The organism is Acinetobacter sichuanensis (assembly GCF_003024515.2).
GTDB classification, from domain to species: domain Bacteria; phylum Pseudomonadota; class Gammaproteobacteria; order Pseudomonadales; family Moraxellaceae; genus Acinetobacter; species Acinetobacter sichuanensis.
On record NZ_PYIX02000010.1, the window covers coordinates 38,680 to 60,715 of the forward strand.

23 protein-coding genes are annotated in these 22,036 nt (G+C 36.9%); 15 read left to right on the forward strand and 8 right to left on the reverse strand.

What is annotated here, in order from left to right; all coding sequences use genetic code 11:
- Window positions 1-108 precede the first annotated feature (108 nt).
- From C9E89_RS08300 to surE, 3 genes are all read right to left on the reverse strand, one after another.
- Window positions 109-1,041: a LysR family transcriptional regulator gene (locus C9E89_RS08300; RefSeq protein ID WP_107007780.1), complete on the reverse strand. Its 933-nt coding sequence runs from the start codon at window positions 1,039-1,041 to the stop codon at window positions 109-111.
- Between the two features lie 94 nt (window positions 1,042-1,135).
- Window positions 1,136-1,990: a peptidoglycan DD-metalloendopeptidase family protein gene (locus tag C9E89_RS08305; RefSeq protein WP_107007781.1), complete on the reverse strand. Its 855-nt coding sequence runs from the start codon at window positions 1,988-1,990 to the stop codon at window positions 1,136-1,138.
- Window positions 1,991-2,097: 107 nt separating this feature from the next.
- Window positions 2,098-2,880 (reverse strand): 5'/3'-nucleotidase SurE, encoded by a 783-nt coding sequence (surE, locus tag C9E89_RS08310; protein ID WP_107007782.1) that lies wholly within the window; start codon window positions 2,878-2,880, stop codon window positions 2,098-2,100.
- A gap of 199 nt (window positions 2,881-3,079) precedes the next feature.
- On the opposite strand from surE, the gene C9E89_RS08315 reads away from it, so the two are divergent.
- The 5 genes from C9E89_RS08315 to pal all read left to right on the forward strand — a co-directional run bounded on the left by C9E89_RS08315 (window position 3,080) and on the right by pal (window position 7,584).
- Complete coding sequence (locus tag C9E89_RS08315) at window positions 3,080-3,604, forward strand: MCR_0457 family protein (RefSeq protein ID WP_228198999.1); 525 nt, start codon at window positions 3,080-3,082, stop codon at window positions 3,602-3,604.
- A gap of 135 nt (window positions 3,605-3,739) precedes the next feature.
- Window positions 3,740-4,888 (forward strand): D-alanyl-D-alanine carboxypeptidase PBP5/6, encoded by a 1,149-nt coding sequence (gene dacC / locus C9E89_RS08320; protein WP_107007784.1) that lies wholly within the window; start codon window positions 3,740-3,742, stop codon window positions 4,886-4,888.
- 99 nt (window positions 4,889-4,987) lie between these two features.
- Window positions 4,988-5,536 carry a gamma carbonic anhydrase family protein gene (locus C9E89_RS08325; RefSeq protein ID WP_107007785.1) on the forward strand — a complete coding sequence of 183 codons (549 nt, stop codon included), beginning with the start codon at window positions 4,988-4,990 and terminating at the stop codon, window positions 5,534-5,536.
- Between the two features lie 138 nt (window positions 5,537-5,674).
- A complete protein-coding gene (gene tolB / locus C9E89_RS08330) occupies window positions 5,675-6,958 on the forward strand; it encodes a Tol-Pal system beta propeller repeat protein TolB (protein ID WP_107007786.1) in 1,284 nt (427 codons plus the stop codon).
- 65 nt (window positions 6,959-7,023) lie between these two features.
- Window positions 7,024-7,584: a peptidoglycan-associated lipoprotein Pal gene (pal, locus tag C9E89_RS08335; protein ID WP_107007787.1), complete on the forward strand. Its 561-nt coding sequence runs from the start codon at window positions 7,024-7,026 to the stop codon at window positions 7,582-7,584.
- 71 nt (window positions 7,585-7,655) lie between these two features.
- On the opposite strand, the gene C9E89_RS08340 is transcribed toward pal, so the two are convergent.
- The gene (locus tag C9E89_RS08340) at window positions 7,656-7,841 is read right to left on the reverse strand and encodes an NF038105 family protein (RefSeq protein ID WP_107007788.1); all 186 of its coding nucleotides are present in this window, start codon (window positions 7,839-7,841) and stop codon (window positions 7,656-7,658) included.
- A gap of 179 nt (window positions 7,842-8,020) precedes the next feature.
- Here C9E89_RS08340 and C9E89_RS08345 point away from each other — a divergent pair, with 179 nt between their 5' ends.
- The 7 genes from C9E89_RS08345 (at window position 8,021) to C9E89_RS08375 (ending at window position 13,767) form a co-directional block, all read left to right on the forward strand.
- Entirely contained in the window at window positions 8,021-8,995 is a 975-nt protein-coding gene (locus C9E89_RS08345) for a class 1 fructose-bisphosphatase (RefSeq protein WP_107007854.1), read from the forward strand.
- 95 nt (window positions 8,996-9,090) lie between these two features.
- Window positions 9,091-9,867 carry a TrmH family RNA methyltransferase gene (locus tag C9E89_RS08350; protein ID WP_107007789.1) on the forward strand — a complete coding sequence of 259 codons (777 nt, stop codon included), beginning with the start codon at window positions 9,091-9,093 and terminating at the stop codon, window positions 9,865-9,867.
- Window positions 9,868-10,027: 160 nt separating this feature from the next.
- Window positions 10,028-10,642 (forward strand): RNA polymerase sigma factor, encoded by a 615-nt coding sequence (locus C9E89_RS08355; RefSeq protein ID WP_171405105.1) that lies wholly within the window; start codon window positions 10,028-10,030, stop codon window positions 10,640-10,642.
- A complete protein-coding gene (locus C9E89_RS08360) occupies window positions 10,635-10,961 on the forward strand; it encodes a hypothetical protein (RefSeq protein WP_107007791.1) in 327 nt (108 codons plus the stop codon). Before C9E89_RS08355 ends, C9E89_RS08360 begins: the two co-directional genes overlap by 8 nt.
- Window positions 10,951-11,361, forward strand: a complete 411-nt coding sequence (locus tag C9E89_RS08365) for a DUF3106 domain-containing protein (protein ID WP_107007792.1) — start codon at window positions 10,951-10,953, stop codon at window positions 11,359-11,361. Before C9E89_RS08360 ends, C9E89_RS08365 begins: the two co-directional genes overlap by 11 nt.
- Before the next feature lie 121 nt (window positions 11,362-11,482).
- Complete coding sequence (locus C9E89_RS08370) at window positions 11,483-13,036, forward strand: DUF4139 domain-containing protein (protein ID WP_107007793.1); 1,554 nt, start codon at window positions 11,483-11,485, stop codon at window positions 13,034-13,036.
- The gene (locus C9E89_RS08375; RefSeq protein ID WP_107007794.1) at window positions 13,036-13,767 is read left to right on the forward strand and encodes a hypothetical protein; all 732 of its coding nucleotides are present in this window, start codon (window positions 13,036-13,038) and stop codon (window positions 13,765-13,767) included. Before C9E89_RS08370 ends, C9E89_RS08375 begins: the two co-directional genes overlap by 1 nt.
- Window positions 13,768-13,824: 57 nt before the next feature.
- On the opposite strand, the gene cysN is transcribed toward C9E89_RS08375, so the two are convergent.
- Window positions 13,825-15,438 (reverse strand): sulfate adenylyltransferase subunit CysN, encoded by a 1,614-nt coding sequence (cysN, locus tag C9E89_RS08380; RefSeq protein ID WP_107007795.1) that lies wholly within the window; start codon window positions 15,436-15,438, stop codon window positions 13,825-13,827.
- Window positions 15,439-15,552: 114 nt separating this feature from the next.
- Window positions 15,553-16,461 (reverse strand): sulfate adenylyltransferase subunit CysD, encoded by a 909-nt coding sequence (cysD, locus tag C9E89_RS08385; protein ID WP_171405106.1) that lies wholly within the window; start codon window positions 16,459-16,461, stop codon window positions 15,553-15,555.
- A gap of 148 nt (window positions 16,462-16,609) precedes the next feature.
- On the opposite strand from cysD, the gene C9E89_RS08390 reads away from it, so the two are divergent.
- Complete coding sequence (locus C9E89_RS08390; RefSeq protein WP_107007797.1) at window positions 16,610-17,053, forward strand: GNAT family N-acetyltransferase; 444 nt, start codon at window positions 16,610-16,612, stop codon at window positions 17,051-17,053.
- Window positions 17,054-17,461: 408 nt separating this feature from the next.
- Here C9E89_RS08390 and C9E89_RS08395 read toward each other — a convergent pair whose 3' ends face one another.
- Window positions 17,462-18,919: a capsule assembly Wzi family protein gene (locus tag C9E89_RS08395; RefSeq protein WP_107007798.1), complete on the reverse strand. Its 1,458-nt coding sequence runs from the start codon at window positions 18,917-18,919 to the stop codon at window positions 17,462-17,464.
- Between the two features lie 164 nt (window positions 18,920-19,083).
- On the opposite strand from C9E89_RS08395, the gene C9E89_RS08400 reads away from it, so the two are divergent.
- Window positions 19,084-19,614, forward strand: a complete 531-nt coding sequence (locus C9E89_RS08400) for a DUF2059 domain-containing protein (protein ID WP_107007799.1) — start codon at window positions 19,084-19,086, stop codon at window positions 19,612-19,614.
- Between the two features lie 52 nt (window positions 19,615-19,666).
- On the opposite strand, the gene lysS is transcribed toward C9E89_RS08400, so the two are convergent.
- Window positions 19,667-21,193 (reverse strand): lysine--tRNA ligase, encoded by a 1,527-nt coding sequence (gene lysS / locus C9E89_RS08405; RefSeq protein ID WP_107007800.1) that lies wholly within the window; start codon window positions 21,191-21,193, stop codon window positions 19,667-19,669.
- Window positions 21,194-21,312: 119 nt separating this feature from the next.
- Here lysS and C9E89_RS08410 point away from each other — a divergent pair, with 119 nt between their 5' ends.
- On the forward strand, window positions 21,313-22,017 hold the full coding sequence (locus C9E89_RS08410; protein WP_107007801.1) for a hypothetical protein: 705 nt from the start codon (window positions 21,313-21,315) through the stop codon (window positions 22,015-22,017).
- The last annotated feature ends 19 nt before the right edge of the window (window positions 22,018-22,036 follow it).

The window sequence follows — 22,036 nt, forward strand, 5'->3', positions numbered from 1 at the left end:
TTCGTGATACTCATTTTTTTATGCCTAAAAAAACCGAGCTATTTAAATAACTCGGTTAATTTGTTAATGAGTGATGCACTTATAAAAAATAAAGCTTAATTATAATAATCAAGAAGCTTCTTGATAAATACGCCCACCGGGTAATTGACTAAAATACTGTTTTAAAGCATCTAAACAACGATGAATTTTCATTGGTTGTTGTTCACGTTTCAATGTCATTGCATTTAAAGTAAAGGTTGGTAATTTCCAATCTGGTAATACTTCAACCAATGTCCCATTCATTAACTCTTTTTGTACATCTAAATATAAAATTCGCGCAATACCATGTCCATTTTGACATAAAGATTTCGCAACAAATACATTATTGGTTTGTAAACGATTCTGCATTTCTACATGAATGTTTTCACCCGATACTGCATGCTGAAAAGCAAAACTTTGGTAATTTTTCATGATATTAACAGGAATTAAATCATGATTAATTAAATCTTCAGGACGTGCAATTGGTGCGGTTTGATTCAAATAACTTGGTGATGCCACCAACACTTGGTCAACACGTGCCAATGGTATTGCAGTTAAATTATTCGAATCTTCTTCTTTTGCACACATGCGAATTGCAATATCAATACGCTCTTGAATTAAATCAATAAATTGATTATCTGCTTCAAAATGTACCATCAATCCACGATGTGCAGACATCCAATGAGATAAAGCAGGAACAACATGCGTCGCACCTAATTCAGGTGTGGTTGCAATACGTAATTCACCGACTAAATCATCTCTCAATTCATTAATACGAATTTTACCGCGCTCTGCTGCTGCGAGCATTTCTTGGCAACTATGAAAAAAGGCTTGACCAGCTTCTGTTAAACTCAGTTTACGTGTAGAACGATGAAGCAGAGTTACTTCCATTTCTTGTTCTAGGGATCGAACTTGCTGACTAACGGCACTGGTTGTGATGCCAAGCTCGCGCGCAGCACCACTGAATGAGCTTTTTTCAACGACACAAGCAAATACACCCATCGCTCGAAGTTGATCTAACATAAATTTCCCTCTGAAATTATGAGATGCTTCACACTTTTTGTTAAAAGCAACTCATTGTATTATACGAAGAAAATATATATTTGCATTAAATAAATTAGACAGATGGTAAAATATTTGCTGGATTAATCGGTTTTCCATCTAAACGAATTTGAAACTCTAGCATAGTTTGGGTAGCACCAGATGAGCCCATTTCCGCAATTTTCTGACCAACTGTGACATTATCGCCACTTTTCACTAAAATTTTACTGTTATGGGCGTAGGCTGTTATATAACCATTGATATGTTTAACTAAGACTAAATTACCATATTCTTTTAGACCATCGGCAGCATAAACCACCTGCCCAGCCGCAGCAGCAACCACTGGATCACCGACATTGCCACCAAAACGAATACCTTTAATATTTTGAGCTAAATTATAGTTAGCAATCACAGCACCATTAGATGGTTTAACCCAAACCAAACCATTTGATGCTACAGTTGTTGGCGTTGTGGTGCTTGGAACTGTTGGTGTTACAGGAATAACTGGTGTTGGCGTTACAGGCTTAGCTGTTGTTGTGGTCTGGTTACTTGGTAGAGTAATCGTTTGACGTTGAATACCTGTATCAGTATTACTTAATGCTTGTGTAGCTGGTCGATTATTATTTGTACTATTTGATTTTTTTAGACGAATAGATTGATTCACATAAATACGATATGGCGATGCAATATCATTCATTTCAGCAACACTGATATAACTTAAGCCATAACGTGCAGCAATACCACTCAATGTATCACCTGAACGCACAGTATAATAATCAGGTGCATTCGCATAGCGAACAGGGTTATTAATTTGTGGTTTTGACGCACAACCTGTCATGACTAAAGTAGTAATCACAGCGGAAGATAAAACGATGGCATTTATCCAGCTTTTAGGTGATAGATAAAGTTGCTGTGATCGTAACGAAAGCATTGATTTCTTTCTCCAGAAATAGTGTTAAGTTGTATAAGATTAGCAAAAAAGCCAAGCTTTTTAAGGTTTAGCTCAGCTTTTTCACAAACTTATAACATAGAGCCCATTTAGCGCTTTTCAGGGTGTAATAACTGTTGTTGTAAGTGATTTAAAACCCTGTAATTGGTTGCATCCATTTGGATGGGTGTAATACTGACATAGCCATTTGCGACTGCGAAAAAATCAGATTGAATATCTAAGTCATTTTTCTTAGGATCAGTAACCGCTTCCCCTGCTAAACCAATCCAATACACTTGACGCCCACGTGGGTCAACCTGACTGGTGATTGGTTTAGACTGGATACGTCTTCCTTGATATGTAACTTGAGCACCTTTTAATTGTTGTACATCAGGAATATTAATATTTAAAATGTGACGTTCTGGTAAAACAGGAATACCTTGAGCAATAAAGTCGTGTACCCACTGTGCTGCAACTGCATAATCTTCTGGATTGAGATAAGAACGGACATTACTGCCTGCTAATGACACCGCAATTGCTGCTTGCTTCATTAAACGACCTTCAAATGCAGCTCCCACTGTACCTGAATATAAAACATCATCACCAAGATTCGCGCCACTATTAATCCCACTGACAACCAAATCAAATTCAAAATCAAATAAACCATTCATTGCCAAGTAAACACAATCTGCTGGCGTACCATTTACTGCCCAAACATCTTGTGTGACCTGTACAGGTCGCAGTGGTCGATCTAAAGTCAATGCGCTAGAAAATCCACTACGTTCACTTTCAGGAGCCACAATAACAACACGTCCTAAAGGTCGTAAAGCTTGTGCTAAGGCTTGGATTCCGGGTGCAAACACACCATCATCATTGGCAATTAAAATATTCACTCAATTTCTCTTCAATTTAAACGGACAATATTGCTGATTCATCTTAGCAAAATATGACCGATTATTTTGATTTACACAGATTTAAGCGAGTTAAAACTTCGCTGTTATTACTAATATTACTAAAAATATTAGTAAATAAGCATTCGCTAAAAAATGGGATCTAGTTTGAATACTGTGTTGTATTCATGTACCCAAGCTGATGTCAAATTTTCACCAAAAGATGCTATTTTATTTAAATCCAACATCTTCAATACATTTTCTCTATTTTATTTTCATAGAATACGTTTATTCTAGTCAAATCATTAAGTTAACAAGGCTCATTATGCGTACTCTTTTTAAAACTTTTGCTCTGGGGATTTTATCTACTTCTATTGCTATGCCTTATGCATTTGCAGCCGATCAAACAAAAGAAGACGCTCATGATGAAAAAATTGAAGTCACACAGGTCAATGTGACAGATCAAGAATTAGCAGCAATCTATGTACTTTCAGATATTTGCCCAAAATTAGTGAAAGATAAAGATGCCTTTGATGCAGGCTATCAACGCCTTTTAAAAGATTTTATTCCTGATGCTGCTGATCCAGAAGTAACAATTAAAAAATTAGTGAAAGAAAAATCTTTTAAAAGCATCTTAAAAGAAGCACAAGGTGATGCTAAAAAAGCTGGAAAAGAAGCAAACACAGGTGTTTGTGAAGATGTGCTCAACTATCAACCACAAAACTAATTGACCCAATCGACAAGCAACGAATTAGTTACAAATCCTATGAAATAAGCCGACTTACCCCATAGAAGTCGGCTTTGCTTTGTCCTAAAATGCTAGGCTCTTTTCGTGCTCGTACAAAGATTGGAACTACCTAGAATGACCCCAAAAAGCGCCCTCGCTGCATTGTTACTCTTTCCTTCATTTTCCTATGCAGCAACTGTTTTATCCAATCCACCAGAATTAAATAATAAATCCTATGTTTTGATGGACTATGAGACAGGGCAAATCCTTGCATCTAAGAATGAAAATGAAAAACTCGCTCCTGCATCAATGACAAAAATGATGACGAGTTACATTATTGAACAAAAACTACTCAAAGGTGACCTTACAGAAGACGAAAAGGTTCGTATGAACGAATCGGCTTGGTGTCGTGGTAGCAGCACAGAGTCATGTATGTATGTTCCTTTAAATGGCACAGCAACTGTACTTGAAATGCTGCGTGGTATTATTATCCAATCAGGTAATGATGCATCAAAAGCAATGGCTGAGCATATTTCTGGTAATGAAGGTACATTTGTACATGAAATGAACCAAGAAGCTAAACGTATTGGCATGAGCAATACAAGTTTTATTAATGCGACAGGTATGCCAGCTGAAGGTCATTATTCAACTGCAAAAGACATGGCAATGCTTGCCAAACATATTATTCACGATAGTTCAAAATATTATCCAATTTATTCAGAAAAAGAATTTACTTTTAACGGCATTAAACAAGGTAACCGTAATGCCCTTTTATATACTGACCCAAGTGTAGATGGCTTAAAAACAGGTCATACCAATGAAGCAGGTTTCTGCTTAACGACTTCAGCAAAACGCGGTCCAATGCGATTAATTTCAGTGATTTTTGGCGCACCATCAATGAATGAACGCGCATCACAAACACGCGAATTACTCTCTTGGGGTTATTCAAACTTTGAAACTGTTAATGTACAACCTGCAAATCAAGTCATGGCAAAAGCCAAAGTCTATTTTGGTAAAGAAAGTGAAGTACAAGTAGGTTTACCTGAAGCATTTAATGTCACTATGCCAAAAGGTCAAGCCAATGCCATTAAAACGCAAATCTCAGTTCAACCAAACTTAAACGCTCCACTGCAAAAAGGACAAGTAATTGGTAAATTGACTGCTACGCTTAATGGCAAAGTCATTACTGAAAAACCTTTAGTTGCAATAAATGCGGTTGAAGAAGCAGGCTTTTTTGCACGTATGATTGACCATATTAAAATGTTCTTTAGCAACTTATTTTAATTTTGTTTAAATGTCATCAAAAAGAAGCATTCATGTCTAGGATATGAGTGCTTTTCTTTTATACTGCACTTGGTAAATTTTACGCGTGTAAAAAATCTTATGAAAAAAAATATTCGTGGTTATTTAGAACATCATCCTAAGATTGACTCAACCTGTTATATCGATGACTTAAGCGTGGTTATAGGTGAAGTAAGCTTAGCAAAAAATGTATCCGTTTGGCCATTTGCGGTGATTCGTGGTGATGTCAATGCCATTAAAATTGGACAAAATAGCAATGTTCAAGATCATTGCATGTTACATGTAAGCCATAAAAAAGACAGCAAGCCAAATGGTTCGCCTTTAATTATTGGTGAAGATGTTACCGTTGGGCATCATGTCACTTTACATGGTTGTCAAATTGGTGATCGTGTATTAATCGGTATTAATACCGTCGTACTTGATGATGTGATCATTGAAGATGATGTCATGATCGGTGCGGGTAGTTTAGTTCCTCCACGTAAAGTTCTAAAAAGTGGCTATCTTTATGTAGGCAGTCCAGTCCAACAAATACGACCACTGACTGAAGCAGAAAAAGACTTTTTACCCTATTCAGCTCGACATTATGTCAAAGTTGCACAAAATTACTTAGATCAGGAAAATGAAAAATAAAGTCTATAATTTTCAAAGTTCCTAGTAATATTTCATTGAACATTCATAATTACATGCTTTATATAGATTAAAATCATGTCTTTATGCTACAAAGCTATTCATAGTTAAAATATCAATATTTTGAGTACATGAACACCCATGAAAATGACGCCTAAACACTTACTCGGTTTGGCAGTAATAATGGCTTTTAGCCCTGCCTTTGTCACCACGACATATGCACAATTGCATTTAGAAATTGCTAAAGCACCAGAAGAAGCACCCAAAATTGCTATTCTGCCATTTGGTAATGATCAAACAATTTATCCTATTGTAGAAAATGACTTAAACCGCTCTGGGCGTTTTAGTAGCGCATCAAAAAACCTTCCTGCAACAGCAAGCTTAAATAATATTAATGCAGAAGCATGGAAAGCAAGTGGCGTTCCTTATGTCGTTGTGGGTGATACTAAAACCAATCCTGATGGTTCATTAGCAGTACACTACCAACTCTACGATGTGGAAAAACAACAATTCTTACTCAATGAATTATTAACTGTGCCTGCATCACGTTTACGCTCCGCAGCACATATGATCTCGGATGCGATTTATCAAGCTCTGACAGGTATCAAAGGTGATTTTAGTGGACGTATTGCCTATGTGCTACGTAACCCTGCCACACCTGAGCAACGTTATACCTTACAAATTGCTGACACAGATGGCGAACAACCAAAAACTATTTTGACATCACGTGATCCAATTTTATCACCTGCTTGGACGCCTGATGCACAAAAAATTGCATATGTTTCTTTTGAAACTAAACGCCCTGCGATTTATGTACAAGACCTTGCTACAGGGCAGCGTGAAAAATTTGCAAGCTTCCGTGGTTTAAATGGTGCTCCAAGCTTCTCACCAGATGGTAAATTCATGCTGTTTACTGCGTCTATGCATGACAATCCTGAAATTTATCAAATGGATCTAGAAACTCGTCAAGTTAAACGCATGACCAATGATAGTGCGATTGATACCGAAGCACGCTATGCCCCTGATGGTAAATCATTTATCTTTACCTCTGACCGCGGTGGCTCAGCACAAATTTATCGCTATAACTTGGCAGATGGTACAACCAAACGCTTAACGTTCCGTGGTGCATTTAATGCACGAGGTTCTTTAAGTGCGGATGGTAAATATGTTGCACTTGTACACCGACCATCTGGTAGTAACTATAAAGTTGCGATTCAAGAAATCTCAACAGGTATCACAAATATCTTGACTCCTACCAGTCTAGATGAATCACCAAGTTTTTCTCCAAATGGACAAATGGTGGTTTATGCAACACGTGAAGGCTCACGTGGATTATTATCGATCATGTCAACAGATGGTCGTTTCCGCATGAACTTACCAAGTGAACAAGGTGAAGTTCGTGAACCTGCATGGGCACCTAAATAATTCAAATATAGATGTTTTTATTTCAATAATGCGGTAACTTTTAAAATAACTTTATGGAGTTAACAATGAATACGATTAAATATTTAGCACTACCTTTACTTGCAGTAAGCTTGGTCATGACAGGTTGTGCAAACCGCAAACCAACCACTGATGCCAATGCAACAACAAACCCAAATAGCGTCAATACAAGTGGTTTAAGTGAAGATGCTGCATTAAATGCTCAAAACTTAGCAGGTGCATCTTCAAAAGGTGTTACTGAAGCAAATAAAGCTTTTCTTGCAAAACGTGTGGTTCATTTTGACTATGACAGCAGTGATCTTTCAAATGAAGACTATCAAACACTTCAAGCACATGCTCAATTTTTAGTTGCAAATGCAAACTCTAAAATTGCTTTGACAGGTCATACAGATGAGCGTGGTACACGTGAATATAACATGGCACTCGGTGAGCGCCGTGCAAAAGCAGTACAAAGCTATTTAATTACCAATGGTGTTAATGCAAGCCAATTAGAAGCTGTAAGTTATGGTAAAGAAATGCCAATCAATGCTGGTCATAATGAAGCTGCTTGGAAAGAAAATCGTCGTGTAGAATTAAACTATGAAGCGGTTCCTCCACTTTTAAAATAATTTTAAATCTCATTTAAAATTATTTATTCCCAATTAAAAATGCCCATTATGATCATGGGCATTTTTATAAGCTACGCTTTTGATTCCTCAGGCTTGGGGCTTTGCATGGACTCGATAAGATCATGCTTATTGAACTTTTTATATTCAGGTTTTGCTTCGTAATCCTTCCAAGCGTCCTTCACATTTTCGGCACTAATTTCATTTAAATCAATACCATCAGTTGGCGTTGGAGTCGCTTCAAACTTTTGTACGGTCATATGAGTGCTCCTTTACTCTATTCTTCTGTATCTTCAACATAACAGTTTATAAAATACTTGCAAGCGTAAAAATATGACAAATAATGCAGGATAATTTTTATTTTGAGTCAAACTCATCTAAAATAGCCGAATTGTTTAATTTGTTAGAAAATTATCGCTTTTATTGGAGCAGCTTTGCTATGTCAAATCGTACTTTATCCCAGTACTTAGAACAACAACAAGGGAATTTAACACCTGAACTTGCTGATGTTATCGAAACTATTGCTAACACTTGTAAATCTATTGACCAACTTCTTCAAAAAGGTGCATTGGCAGGTGTTTTAGGTAGCGCACAACACGAAAATGTACAAGGCGAAGAGCAAAAGAAACTCGATGTTATTTCTAACGATTATTTAATTGATGCGTTAAAAAATAACAAAAATGTGGGCGGTTTAGCTTCTGAAGAACTTGATGAATTTACCCCTGCACAAGATAATGGTCAATATTTAGTCTTATTTGACCCACTTGATGGTTCAAGTAATATTGATATCAACATGTGCGTAGGTACAATTTTTTCTATTTTACCCGCTAAAAATGCCGTAACCCAAGCCGAAGATTTCATGCAAGCAGGTACACAACAAGTTGCTGCAGGTTATGTGCTCTATGGTCCATCTACCATGATGGCGTTAACTGTAGGTGCTGGTACTGTATTCTTTACATTTAACCCTGAAACTCAACAATTTCTCTTAACATCTGAAAATATTCAAGTTGCAGCAGAGACTAAAGAATATGCGATTAATGCATCAAATCAACGCCACTGGGAAGCACCAGTAAAGCGTTATATTGAAGAATTACAAGCAGGTAAAACATCTGTTCGTGAAAAAGATTTCAATATGCGTTGGGTTGCCTGTATGGTAGGTGACATTCATCGTATTCTTTGCCGTAGTGGTATTTTCTTATATCCATACGATACTAAAGATCCGAAAAAAGCAGGTCGTTTACGTTTAATGTATGAAGCAAACCCAATGAGTATGCTTGTAGAGCAAGCAGGTGGCGCATCTACAACAGGTCGTGTTCGTATTTTAGAGATTCAGCCAACTGAACTCCATCAACGTGTACCTGTCGTGATTGGTTCAAAAAATGAAGTCGATTTAGTGACTCATTACCACAACTGATTTTTATATTTTACTCTCTTACTTTAAGGGAGTAAGTCCATTCAGGGGTTGTCGCAATTGCACAACCCCTACTTACATTTATTGGATGCACTCCCATGCCAACCATTTTTCTAGAATCTCGTGACAATCCCAAAATCAAACACTTACGTGGATTAATCGAACAGAATACTTACCGTAAGAAACAAGGTCAGACTGTACTTGAAGGCACCCATTTGTGTCTTTCTTGGCTAGAAAAAAACCGTAAAATCAAATCAATTTTCACCACTGAACATGCACTTGAACACGAAGATTTTGTAAAGATTACAGAATATTATCAAGGTGTTATTTTTGTAGTCAGCGAAGTTTTATATAAAGATTTAAGTACTTTAGGTACCACTTTAGCATGTTTAGCTATTGTAGATTTACCGACATCTACACAAGCTTTAAATTTTACTGAAGACACCCTCATTTTGGAAAATGTACAAGACCCTGGAAATGTCGGTACATTACTACGCTCTGCCGCAGCAGCAGGTATTGAACAAATCGTATGTACCAAAGGTTCAGCTTCACTCTGGTCACCACGTGTTTTACGTGCAGGAATGGGTGCTCATTTCTCCTTACACACCTATGAAAATATTGTCTTAGAAGACATTCTAAAACAATTTAAAATTCCCGTTTATGTCACAAGCTCTCACGAGTCAGAAAGCTTATACAGCAAAAACTTACGCTCACAATGCGTGTGGATTTTAGGAAATGAAGGTCAAGGTGTTTCAGAATTTGCCTTGCAACATGCTCAAGCTGTCACCATCCCACAACCAGGTGGACAAGAATCACTCAATGTTGCCATTGCAGGTTCGGTATGTTTCTTTGAAATGGTACGTCAACGACTTTAATTCGTTAATTTATTTTATTGATTTGCCTTTCATCTTCAAAAATCCTTTAAACTGATAAAAATAATTGTTTTTATGTGTCAACCCATCAGAGTTTTTAAACGTTATATAGATAGGTTTATAAAATAATGGTGGGTACCCAATGACGGGATTTTCCATCTCTATGGATTTAGCGCCAAAGAAGTCACAGTCTGAAACAGCCGCTGCTCTAAAGAGTACTGCTGAACAACGCCTGAAGTTTTTTATGCAGGATGTGACAGGTCGTGCCTTAGTAATGATGGAAAGTGCAACACAGGGGCATAATGGCATCGCGATGGACTTAGTCCAAGAAGCTTTTATTTCACTGCACAAATCTTATGCTGAAAAATCCACTGAAGAATGGTATCCCCTATTTTATACGATTTTAAACAACAAGTTACAGGATTGGCGTCGTAAAGAAGCTCGTCGTGCTTCACCTTTTTCATTATTTCGTAAAGTCAGCTTAGACAATGATGATGAAGAAGCAATGGACATCGTCGATGAGTCAACACCAAATCCATTACAGTTTTTAGATCAAGACCTTACGATTGAAGAAATTCAGGAAGCGATTAGTCGCTTACCTGTGCGTCAGCAACAAGCATTTATGTTACGTGCATGGGAAGGTTTTGATACCCAAACCACAGCATCTATCATGAATTGCACAGAAGGTAGCGTTAAGACCCATTACCATAGGGCGATTCAAGGATTGAGAACTACGTTATCGCATTTAAATCCTTATGGAGGATCATCGGATGAATAATGATGATTTTACAAAACAAGTCACATCCAAGTTAGACGGGCTTGCACATAATCATCGCAATAAAGCAGTTGTGATGAACAATGTCCTTGATCATATTCAAGACAAATCAACGTCTCGTTATGACAACTGGAAAATGACAGGTTTTGCTCTAGCAGCAGCATTGACAGGTATTATTGTTTTACCAAATGCGTTCGATACTAAACCAACAAGCCCAACTCAACAGCATGTTGCTGTGAGTCCTAAACTTTCACCGCAAATGATGGAAGATTTAGAAATGTTATCAGTTTTTGGTGAGGATAAAAATTCCCATGGCAGCTAAAAAATTAGTTTTGGCTTTTTGTGCTATCGGTTTTTTGCAAACAAGTTTTGCTGGCTTAGAGCGTTTTTGGATTTTTTCCAAAGATACGACCACTCAAGCCAATGATACATGGGACTCTCTTTCTGATGATGAGCAACGTGCATTAATTAAACGCTATCAAAACCTCAAGGAAATTCCTGAAGAGCAAAGTATTGCCTTACAACAAAAAATGGATTGGTTTACGCAACTTCCAGATGAAGAAAAACAAAAAATGCGTGAAGTATGGCAACAAATGAGCAGTACTGAACGCAATGAAATGCGTCAAAAAATGCAAAAAGCCGAAACAGCAGGACAACGTAATGAATTACGAACTGAATATATTCAAAAATACCTTTCTGCCGTAAATTCAACTGCACACTAATTCTAAGCCTCATTTTGAGGCTTTTTCATTTTTTTGTATAATCTAATTCAAAAGTAACGTGCTTATTATATTTTATAGGCTATTTAGCTAATTTTAATTTATTCCTATATAGAGATAAAACATGAAAATTAAACCAATAGTCTATTTCAGCCTATTAAATTTACCTATTTCTATGGTTTTTGCTTTAACGCTTACTGATGCACCCATTTCCAATGTCACGCTTTATCCAAAAACAGCAAAAATTGAGCGTAACATTCCCGTAAAATCTGGGGAAAATATTGTCACACTACAAGGTCTTGCTGCAAATTTTGATATTTCTCAATTACAATATCAAACTGAAAATAATATTGAGGTAAATGCTGTTTCTCACCAAGACAGTGCCTTAGATAAGCCTTCAGGTGCTGAGTCTCGTGAATTAAAAACTCAAATAGAACAGATTGAAAATAAAATCGCAGAACAAAACTCTATTATTCAAGCAGCCGAGTTACAAAATAATTTCTTAACAAATCTAACAAAAGGCTCTGCCAATAAAGTACGAAAACAGGCTTATGACGCTTTTATTGCGATTGACCAAGCCAAAGCTGAAAAAGTGAAACTTGAGCAACGACTACAGGAATTAAGACAAGATTTAGCAGCCGTTGGAGATCATCAATTTAAACAACGCAGCCTTAAGTTTTATGTCAAAGCACCACAAAATGGTGTAATTAAAATGAGTTATTTAGTACCTTATGCGCGCTGGCAACCCATCTATAAAGCTGAACTTGATACACAGACCAAACAAGTAAAACTCACACGCATGGCTATGATTGCACAAAAAACAGGAGAGGATTGGTCAAATGTCAAATTAACGCTTTCTACCGCCACACCACAAGGCTATGTACAGCAATTAACACCACAAAACTGGTGGGTAGATTATTATGAGCCTCAGCCCATTCGTGTCACGCCTTTCAATGCAGGATATTCATTTCAAGAAGCTGCCATGCCTGCACCTGTTGCTAAACTTTCCAACACTCAAGACTCTTTAGCGCAAGAACCACAATTTCCGCAATTTCAGGCAAACAATTTAAACCTGAGCACCGAGTTTCGTTCCGATACGCAAACTACAATTTATAGCAGTCAGCAACAAATTTATTTACCTTTAAGTAGTGAAAGCTTTCCTGCCAAACTTTCTCTTTGGGTCATTCCAAAACAAAGCCAAAAAGCTTCTATGATTGCTAGTATTGCAAAACTTGATGATCATTTACCTCATGGTTTAGTCAAATTATATCGTGATGGTGATTTTGTTGGTGAACGCCAATGGCAAAATGGGACTTCTGATCATTTAGAAATAAGCTTTGGTACAGATGATCAAATTAAAATTCATGTGATTGATTTATCAGATCAAAAAAGACCTGTTGCAGATGCTAAGTTTCAAACCGTTCAAAAGCAGCAATATAGTATTGAGAACTTACACCCTTACCCTGTTCAACTGACTGTATTTGAAGCTGAACCGCAAAGTCGCAATGGAAAATTAATGACGCATTCAACCTATCAACCACAGCCAAATCACACAACGTGGCAAGGTCAACCCAATATTAACCAATGGAATGTTGAATTAGGTTCAAAACAAAAATTTAATTTAGACCTACAACACCAGTTCACTTATCCAAATAAAGGGAATATATCGGGGTTTTAATGGTTAATCAGATATCAGAAGACCCCAAAACAGAAAAAGGATTTTCGATTAAAATAATGTTTATTATTTTTCTCATTTTTATTGGATTTTTCTTTCAAAGTCTTACCTTTAACAAACTAAAACAAGCGATGTTTATATATGAATACCATCAGGTTAAAGATTGGAAGACAGTCAAACAGTCTGATGATTTATTTGAGTTAAAATATAATCATTCAGGAATTAATGCACGTAAAGAAACCCCAACATTTTCAATTTATGACCCTCAACTCAAAAAATATGTCATAAAAAAACAATATTCATATCTTCAGGCAAATCTTATCTATGATGCTAAATCTATATATCCTTTAAATAGTAAGAAAACATATAAGTTAGATCATGCACTATTTATAACCACCAATCAAAAAAGTGTAGTTGACCCAACCAGACCTATTATACTTTTTGTACGAGGAGAATTATTACTTGAAGATGGTCATGTTTTAACAGTTCAGGCAAATGATTATTTGCCATCATCAAAAGCCAAAGCTAAAATTCAATTGCAACGTCAATTATTCTTCTTTTTTATACCAACAAGTATTTTATTCGCAACACTTTCAGTGTTTTTTTGTTTATACCAAAATTTTAAGGAAGATGGGGTGGATATCATCTGCTTTGCAATGACAGGTATTGCACTTTTTTATCTAGGATTTATCTCTATTTCTAAAGTCATTATTCCATGGATGAAGTTGACTTAATCATTTATAAAAATAAAAAACCCGCCTAAGCGGGTTTTCTTAACTCAATTCAAGCTATTACAGACGAACCAATTCCACAATTTTCTCAGCCAATTCTTCTGCTGTTTCCTGAGCAAAAGTAACATCTGTACCCTGCTCAACATCTGTTACAACCACTACACCTGTTTGACGCAGCAAAGCAACCTGATCAGCGGTTAAACCTGCTTTAGCGATTGCCACTACACCTTGTTGAATCAACAAACTTTCAAGTGCTTGTGCTTGCTCCAATGCTTTAGTAGTCACCGTTACAACAGCAGGTTTCTGACCTAAACGTGCAGCACGTGCTTCCGCAGTCACAGGCTCATCATGTGCAGCCCATTCCACTGCCGCCTCAACCATACCCGCACCAACCGTTACGTTGCTTAAACGATCAATGAAGATAAACGAACCTGTATAACGGCTATCCTGATAACGGTCAAACAATACGGGTGCATCAAACTCGATTTCAACATCTGCAATCGCATTTAAATCCAGTTGATCGACCTGAGTTTTTTCTAAAGTATTCACATTGGTACGATAGTTAATTTTCTCAACTTTGGCAGGCACAGTTTGCGTACCAATTTTGATGTTATATAACTTACCCACCACCAAAGGTTGGTCTGCCATCCACACTACGGTCGCACGTACAGAACGTGACAAAGATGGTTGCTCACCCGCTTTCACCAAGACATTACCACGGGAAACATCAATCTCATCATTCAGCGTCAGCGTTACAGCCTGACCTGCAATCGCATGATCCAGATTGCCATCAAAGGTTACAATTTCTTTTACCGTCGATTTCTTGCCTGAAGGTAAGGCAACGATTTCATCACCCACTTTGACTGAACCTAAAGCAATCGTACCGCAGAAACCACGGAAGTCGAGATTTGGACGGTTGACATATTGCACAGGAAAACGGAATTCATGTGCGCTGGTATCACGCGAAATTTCAACAGTTTCCAAAGTTTCCATCAAGGTTTGACCCTTGTACCATGGTGTATTTGCAGACTTGTTGACGACGTTATCACCGTTCAACGCCGAAATTGGCGAGAAAATGATATTGGCAGGCTTACGATCGCCCAATTGGTTGACGAAAGTATTGTATTCGTCCTGAATTTCGTTGAAACGTGCTTCAGAGAATTCAACCAAATCCATCTTATTGATCGCAACCACAATATTACGAATACCGAGCAGGCTCGCAATATACGTATGGCGACGGGTCTGAGTTTGTACGCCATAACGTGCATCAATCAAAATAATCGCAAGGTCAGCCGTAGATGCACCAGTCGCCATGTTGCGGGTATATTGCTCATGTCCCGGAGTATCAGCAATAATGAACTTACGTTTTTCTGTGGAGAAATAACGATACGCAACATCAATGGTAATCCCTTGCTCACGTTCAGCTTGCAGACCATCTACAAGTAACGCCAAGTCAGGTGCATCACCTGTTGTACCCACTTTTTTTGAATCACGAGTCACGGCTTGTAATTGATCTTCATAGATCAATTTTGAATCGTAAAGCAAACGACCAATTAAAGTCGATTTACCATCATCCACATTACCGCAAGTTAAAAAGCGTAATAAGTCTTTATTTTCGTGCTGTTTTAAATACGCCAAGATATCTTGGCTAATCAATTCTGATTGATGAGACATTGCTCAAAGCTCCACATATTCTTTAGAAATCGGTTTCTTTTAATCCCCCTGTATCCCCCTTTTTCAAAGGGGGAAATTCTCCTCTCTTTTCTAAAGAGAGGTCGGGAGAGATTCTTAGAAATAACCTTCCTGCTTTTTCTTTTCCATCGAGCCCGCTTCATCATGGTCAATCATACGACCTTGACGCTCAGAACTCGTTGCCAAAAGCATTTCTTGGATAATTTCAGGCAATGTGTCTGCTGTAGACTCCACCGCACCTGTCAATGGATAACAACCTAAAGTACGGAAACGTACCGATTTCATTTGTGGAACTTCACCTTCTTTCAGGCGCATACGTTCATCATCCACCATGATCAGTGTGCCATCACGTTCAACCACAGGACGTTCCGCAGCCAAATACAAAGGCACTAAAGGAATGCTCTCTTGGTAAATATATTGCCAGATATCCAGCTCGGTCCAGTTCGACAATGGGAATACACGAATACTTTCGCCTTTGTTCACTTTACCATTGTAAAGATTCCAAAGTTCAGGACGTTGATTTTTTGGATCCCAGCGATGTTTTGAGTCACGGAAAGAGTAAACACGCTCTTTGGCACGAGATTTTTCCTCGTCACGGCGTGCACCACCAAATGCAGCATCAAACTTATATTTATCAAGTGCTTGTTTTAAGCCTTGAGTTTTCATAATGTCAGTATATTTGGAGCTACCATAATCAAATGGGTTTACATTGGCATCTTTACCTTCTTTATTTTGATGCACAATCAAATCAAATCCGTGTTGTTTTGCCATATTGTCACGGAATGCAATCATGTCTTTGAACTTCCAGCCTGTGTCGACATGCAACAGTGGGAATGGAAGTTTTGCAGGATAGAATGCTTTTAAAGCAAGATGCAGCATAACCGCTGAGTCTTTCCCGATCGAGTAAAGCATGACTGGGTTTTCAAACTCAGCAGCAACTTCACGGATAATATGAATACTCTCAGCTTCAAGCTGTTTGAGATGAGTAAGTCTTTCCTCAGATATAGACATTGACAGCACCAGCTCACAAAAAGGTGTACTTATTACACATATTAAAATTTATATTCATTATAATGATTTACACTTGAGTTCTTTTGCTTGTTTTTTTATATTGATATATAAAAACATCATAAACAAAATACTTGAGTTCATTATGACCGCACAGATTATACCTCTAGAAGAAATTAATTTCGAACAATGGCTTCCACTTTGGCAAGGTTATTTAAACTTTTATAAATCACAACTGACAGATGAACAAATAAGATTATCTTGGAAGCGCATCACAAATCCTGAACAAGCAGATATGTTTGGTTATGCGATTCAAATTGAGGGTCAAGTGGCAGGTTTTGTGCACTTAATTTCCCATATGAGTATGTGGACAGATTTACCTTATTGCTATTTACAAGATTTGTATGTCAATGAGCAGTTTAGAAATCAAGGTTTAGCACGTCAACTGATTGAACATAGTTATAGCGTATGTTCTGGAAAATTTGATCGTATTTATTGGCTGATTCAAGAATCTAATATCACAGCTCAATATCTATATGATCGTATCGCTAACAAAACAGGGTTTATTCAATATAAAAAGGCATTATAAAAATGATTTTGAATTTTTTATCTATAAATTCTTGCTTTTATACGGCTAAATCAAAATAAAAAAAGCTTATCTCTGGAGATAAGCTATAAAGACGATTAGAAATATAATTTAGCGATTATATTCCTAATGGTAGGAATACTTCTTTATGGTCAGAAAGAAGTCTTTTCATATTAAGCGATCTATTTTTTTCATCTACTCCCTAAATAGGGATATAAATTCAAAATATTAAAAAAAAAGCCTATTTTTTCAAATAGGCTATAAAACGATTAAAAATATAATATTTAAATTATATCTTTAATGGTAGGAATTACTTCTTTATGGTCATTTAAAGAAGTCTTCACAGTTTAAATGACTTTAGCTCTGCCAAGTATCCCTGAGTTCAGGTATTTCTTGGCATTTAATGAACAATTAATAACCAAAAATTGCTTTATCTAATGGAATTTCCACACCAACCGATGCACCTGCATCATTCCCTTGATGATCTGAATCACTTACCCAAGCATTAATTTTTAAAGGCACAGTCGGTTTTAAATAATGTGTCCAAGTTAAATCAAGTGCCTTAATTTTATCATCTTCTGGGAAAGCAACATTGATTAAACGATTTGATTGATTTACTTTAGCAAAAATCGCACGACCACTTAGACGATTCATAAGATCAAAGCGAATGTCACCACCGACTGAGACCATTTCACCATCACCACCCATCGCATGACCTAAAGAAAAACCATGCTGATAATATCCATCTTTATAAATGTGATGGTTATAAGAAATGCCTTTTGCATCACCATTTGTTTCGGTGTTCGCCCATTCAGCATAAACTTGGAATGGCATATCTTTATAAGATGAAGAATAATCTGCACCCGCTAAATACATTTTTTTAGAGGGTAATAAACCAGCTTCATCTTCACCAATAAATTGCCCATACAAGCTCATCGGAACGTTAGCCAATTGTTGTAAATTCAAACGAGCATCAAAACCTGCCAATTGGTTTGATGCATTTCCCTCTCCTGAACAGCCTTGTGCATTACATTCGTTATCTTTACCGACAAAAGCATTCCAGTAAGCTTTTGCACTCCCTGGCTGACCTTCACCATCAATTTGGAAAGTACGTGATGCACCTAACTCTAAATAAGGTAAAGGCTGTGCAGTTAAACGTAAACCCACTAAATTCGTATCTGGTACTGCTTTATAATCATCTAAGCGACCTACAAATGCTTGATATTGCCAAGGTCCAATCCAAGATAACCATTTCGATTCAAAGGCATTTTGTTCTGCACGTTGTGCAGTAAAGCCATAGACAGGACGACTGGCATCACCACGAATCAAACTACCATCATGTCCAGGTCCCCAATATGTTGGAATTTGACCTGCAATGACCCATTGGTTGAATAATTTTCCTGCAAGATAAGAACCTTCAACATTCACATCTTGTCCATTGTCAATTTGTGGGTCTTTCTCACCAGTTACACGTAATTTTGCATCCCAGTTTTCACCGCCTGCATTCAACTCCAATGAAGCAGCATATTGTGCTTTTTGGTTATCACCAAAAGCTTGCGGAATATTTTTTTGATCTGTTTCAGCAAATAAACCAACTTTTGCCATTTGGTTATCTGCTTTTAATGCATTTTGAATCGAGTCAATCACTTTTTGTTGTGTATTGTCAGAAACTTTTGCTTGAGATAAAGCGCGCTGAATTTCATCACCACTCATTGGCCAAGTTGATGTGCTAATTTGAATCACACCTTGTTGATTTAACCAGTTTAAATCTGTACGAATATCTTCATTATTGAGCACCAAACCTTGTGCAAAAACGGGCAAAGACAAACTTGCTAACACGGCAGCATATAAGGATTTCTTTAAAAACATGCGCATTTATTCTCTAGACATTGCTGCGCTCCACCTTAGTTTTTTTCACATTTTTTTTCAATGGTGAAACTGTTTTATTACAATATTTTAACAAGTATCATAAAAAGCTCAATTAATATTGAGTTCTCTACGCTCAATCTATAAATCTAATTGAGTAAAATATAATGATAGGTATAAAAATAATGTTAACCGAGAAATTTAAAATGAAGAAAATGCACCTTTGGATACTATTTTTAATTTTACTAACAACGCAACAAAGCTTCGCTGCACCAGCTTCTCGTGCGTCTATTGAAGAACTCTTAAAAATCACAAAAACGGAACAACTTATTGAGCAAACTCAAAGCCAAGTTCTCCCTGTCATGCAAGAAAGTATAAATCAATCTCTTGAAGCACAAGGCGTCAAAATAACAGATAAGGAAAAAACTAAAATAGACCAGTATTTAAAAGAAAGTAATACATTGATCTTAAATGAACTGAACTGGAAAACGCTGAAAGGCGATTTTATTCAAATTTATGCAGACACATTTGACCAAGAAGAAGTGGAGGGCTTGATCGCTTTTTATAAAACACCTGTGGGACAATCAACGATTGAGAAAATGCCTTTAGTGATGAATAAATCAATGCAACTCATGCAAGTTAAAATACAACAATTAATGCCTAAAATTATGAATAATTTAGATAAAAACCTAAAATAGACCTCATAAAAAAGCCGCTGAGTTCAGCGGCTTTTTCTTGCATAGCAAAAAATTAGTTTTTGTGACGCATATGCGGGAACAAAATCACATCACGAATACTCGGTGCATTAGCAAATAACATCACCAAACGGTCAATCCCGATGCCTTCACCTGCTGTAGGTGGTAAACCATATTCAAGTGCTTCAACGAAGTCTGCATCATAATGCATCGCTTCATCATCACCTGCATCTTTTTCAGCAACCTGTGCTTGGAAACGTTCCGCTTGATCAATTGGGTCATTTAACTCAGAGAAACCATTTGCCAACTCACGACCACCAATGAAGAATTCAAAACGATCCGTGATATGTGGATTGTCATCATTACGACGCGCTAATGGTGAAGTTTCCGCAGGATATTCAGTAATGAAAGTCGGTTGACGAAGTTTAGTTTCAACAGTTTCTTCAAATACGATGGTTTGCAACTTACCTAAACCAAAACCAGGTTTCACTTGCTCTTTCAGTTCATTTTTAACGAAGTCTGCAAGGAAATCACGATCACCAACATTTTCAGGAGTAAACTGTGGGTTGTTCTCAAGAATGGCATCAAACATTGAAATTTTCTTGAATGGACCTTTGAAGCTATATACTTCTTCGCCATAAGGAACATCGGTTGAACCCAAAATATCGATTGCCAATTTTTCCAGCATATTTTCAGTCAATTCCATCAAATCTTTATAATCTGCATAAGCTTGATAGAATTCGATCATGGTAAATTCTGGATTATGACGTGTTGAAACCCCTTCATTACGGAAGTTACGGTTAATTTCAAATACACGCTCAAAACCACCAACAACCAAACGTTTTAAGTAAAGTTCAGGTGCAATACGTAAAAACAATGGCATGTCCAATGCATTATGATGTGTTTCAAATGGACGTGCAGACGCACCACCTGGAATCACATGCATCATTGGCGTTTCGACTTCCATATAGCGTTCATTGGTCAAAAATGCACGAATACCTGCAACCACTTTAGCACGGATTTCAAAGGTTTTTCGTGTTTCTTCATTCACAATTAAGTCTAAATAACGTTTACGATATTTTGCTTCTGTGTCAGATAAACCATGAAACTTGTCTGGAAGAGGACGTAAAGACTTAGTTAATAACTCAAAATGTTCGATATGAACATATAAGTCACCCTTACCAGAACGACCAATATACCCTTCTACAGCAATAATATCGCCAAGGTCTAAGCTCTTAATCGTTTCTAATACTTCTGGTGCAAGCTCTTTACGTGCAACATAAAGTTGAATACGCCCAGTCATGTCTTGGATCACAATAAATGACCCACGATTCAACATTACACGTCCTGCAACTTTTACATAGACATGTTCGCCAGCTTCGATTTGTTCTTTAGTTTGATCAGCGAATTGATCTTGTAAGTCTTGTGCGTAATGCTCACGCTTAAAGGTATTTGGCCATGGGCTAACACCTGTTTCCTTGGCGTGATCTTGAATTTGCTTTAACTTGGCATGACGCTGTGCAATTAAATCGTTTTCGGAAATGTGTTGTTCAGAAGTCGATTGAGCGTTATGTTGCGTCATCTCTGCCTCAAATTTTAATCAATAAACGGAAGTTGCATAGCATAGCAGATTTACAACATAATAAGCAGCATACAATCACAGCTATTTCTAATTAAAGCCAAATTAAGCATCAAAACTCTATGTTAAAATTCAATTTTATTCTTATTTTACTCTTTTCTTTTTGTCCATTTAGTTTTGCTACTGAACACGATAACCACACTCAAACACTTTCTTCTGAGCCGAATATACGTACTTTAAAAATCATTGAACATACTAATTTAGATACACAGAATTATATTTGGCAATTTGAACTCACGCTAAATTCTCAGGAAAAAACGATTACTTATACTTTATTGAACCCTAGCCCCAAATGGACAGTTTTAAATCAACGAGCTTCCGAACTTGCTCAAAACTATACTTATGAAAAACTCGAAAACTTAAATCAAAGCGAAAATAAAAATGCAAATAATGACCCAACAATTCAATCTTTGCCTGTTTATCACCTAAATATACGTTTTCCTCAAGGCATTGCTTGGAAAAAACAACCTCGTTTTCAACGCTTAGCCGATGCCTCAGCAAGACTGTGCAAACTTCAGCCAAATGATGCAAACTATGAAAGTGCAGTTATTCATAAAAATCGTAGTTATACCTTTAACACACAGCTTTATATGCATGCAAATGGTCAAGTAAATTATGTTGATTTACTCAATCCATCTTCTAACCCACAGCTAAATCAACTGATTTACAAAGAATTAATTTCTTCACAATTTCAACCTTTTAATGAAAATGGAGTTCCAGCAAGCTTTAAAGCAGAACAACCTATATTATTAGTATGCCCAGATTAATAAACGACCAAGCATTCTC

Coding starts and splice junctions, on each gene's coding strand:
- C9E89_RS08305 (WP_107007781.1), bottom strand. CDS start 1,990: ATGCTTTCGTTACGATCACAGCAACTTTATCTATCACCTAAAAGCTGG.
- C9E89_RS08325 (WP_107007785.1), top strand. CDS start 4,988: ATGAAAAAAAATATTCGTGGTTATTTAGAACATCATCCTAAGATTGAC.
- pal (WP_107007787.1), top strand. CDS start 7,024: ATGAATACGATTAAATATTTAGCACTACCTTTACTTGCAGTAAGCTTG.
- lysS (WP_107007800.1), bottom strand. CDS start 21,193: ATGACGCAACATAACGCTCAATCGACTTCTGAACAACACATTTCCGAA.
- tolB (WP_107007786.1), top strand. CDS start 5,675: ATGAAAATGACGCCTAAACACTTACTCGGTTTGGCAGTAATAATGGCT.
- C9E89_RS08395 (WP_107007798.1), bottom strand. CDS start 18,919: ATGTTTTTAAAGAAATCCTTATATGCTGCCGTGTTAGCAAGTTTGTCT.
- C9E89_RS08340 (WP_107007788.1), bottom strand. CDS start 7,841: ATGACCGTACAAAAGTTTGAAGCGACTCCAACGCCAACTGATGGTATT.
- C9E89_RS08390 (WP_107007797.1), top strand. CDS start 16,610: ATGACCGCACAGATTATACCTCTAGAAGAAATTAATTTCGAACAATGG.
- C9E89_RS08315 (WP_228198999.1), top strand. CDS start 3,080: ATGTCAAATTTTCACCAAAAGATGCTATTTTATTTAAATCCAACATCT.
- cysN (WP_107007795.1), bottom strand. CDS start 15,438: ATGTCTCATCAATCAGAATTGATTAGCCAAGATATCTTGGCGTATTTA.
- C9E89_RS08360 (WP_107007791.1), top strand. CDS start 10,635: ATGAATAATGATGATTTTACAAAACAAGTCACATCCAAGTTAGACGGG.
- C9E89_RS08350 (WP_107007789.1), top strand. CDS start 9,091: ATGCCAACCATTTTTCTAGAATCTCGTGACAATCCCAAAATCAAACAC.
- C9E89_RS08400 (WP_107007799.1), top strand. CDS start 19,084: ATGATAGGTATAAAAATAATGTTAACCGAGAAATTTAAAATGAAGAAA.
- C9E89_RS08365 (WP_107007792.1), top strand. CDS start 10,951: ATGGCAGCTAAAAAATTAGTTTTGGCTTTTTGTGCTATCGGTTTTTTG.
- C9E89_RS08370 (WP_107007793.1), top strand. CDS start 11,483: ATGAAAATTAAACCAATAGTCTATTTCAGCCTATTAAATTTACCTATT.
- dacC (WP_107007784.1), top strand. CDS start 3,740: ATGACCCCAAAAAGCGCCCTCGCTGCATTGTTACTCTTTCCTTCATTT.
- C9E89_RS08355 (WP_171405105.1), top strand. CDS start 10,028: ATGGATTTAGCGCCAAAGAAGTCACAGTCTGAAACAGCCGCTGCTCTA.
- C9E89_RS08375 (WP_107007794.1), top strand. CDS start 13,036: ATGGTTAATCAGATATCAGAAGACCCCAAAACAGAAAAAGGATTTTCG.
- C9E89_RS08345 (WP_107007854.1), top strand. CDS start 8,021: ATGTCAAATCGTACTTTATCCCAGTACTTAGAACAACAACAAGGGAAT.
- C9E89_RS08300 (WP_107007780.1), bottom strand. CDS start 1,041: ATGTTAGATCAACTTCGAGCGATGGGTGTATTTGCTTGTGTCGTTGAA.
- C9E89_RS08410 (WP_107007801.1), top strand. CDS start 21,313: ATGTTAAAATTCAATTTTATTCTTATTTTACTCTTTTCTTTTTGTCCA.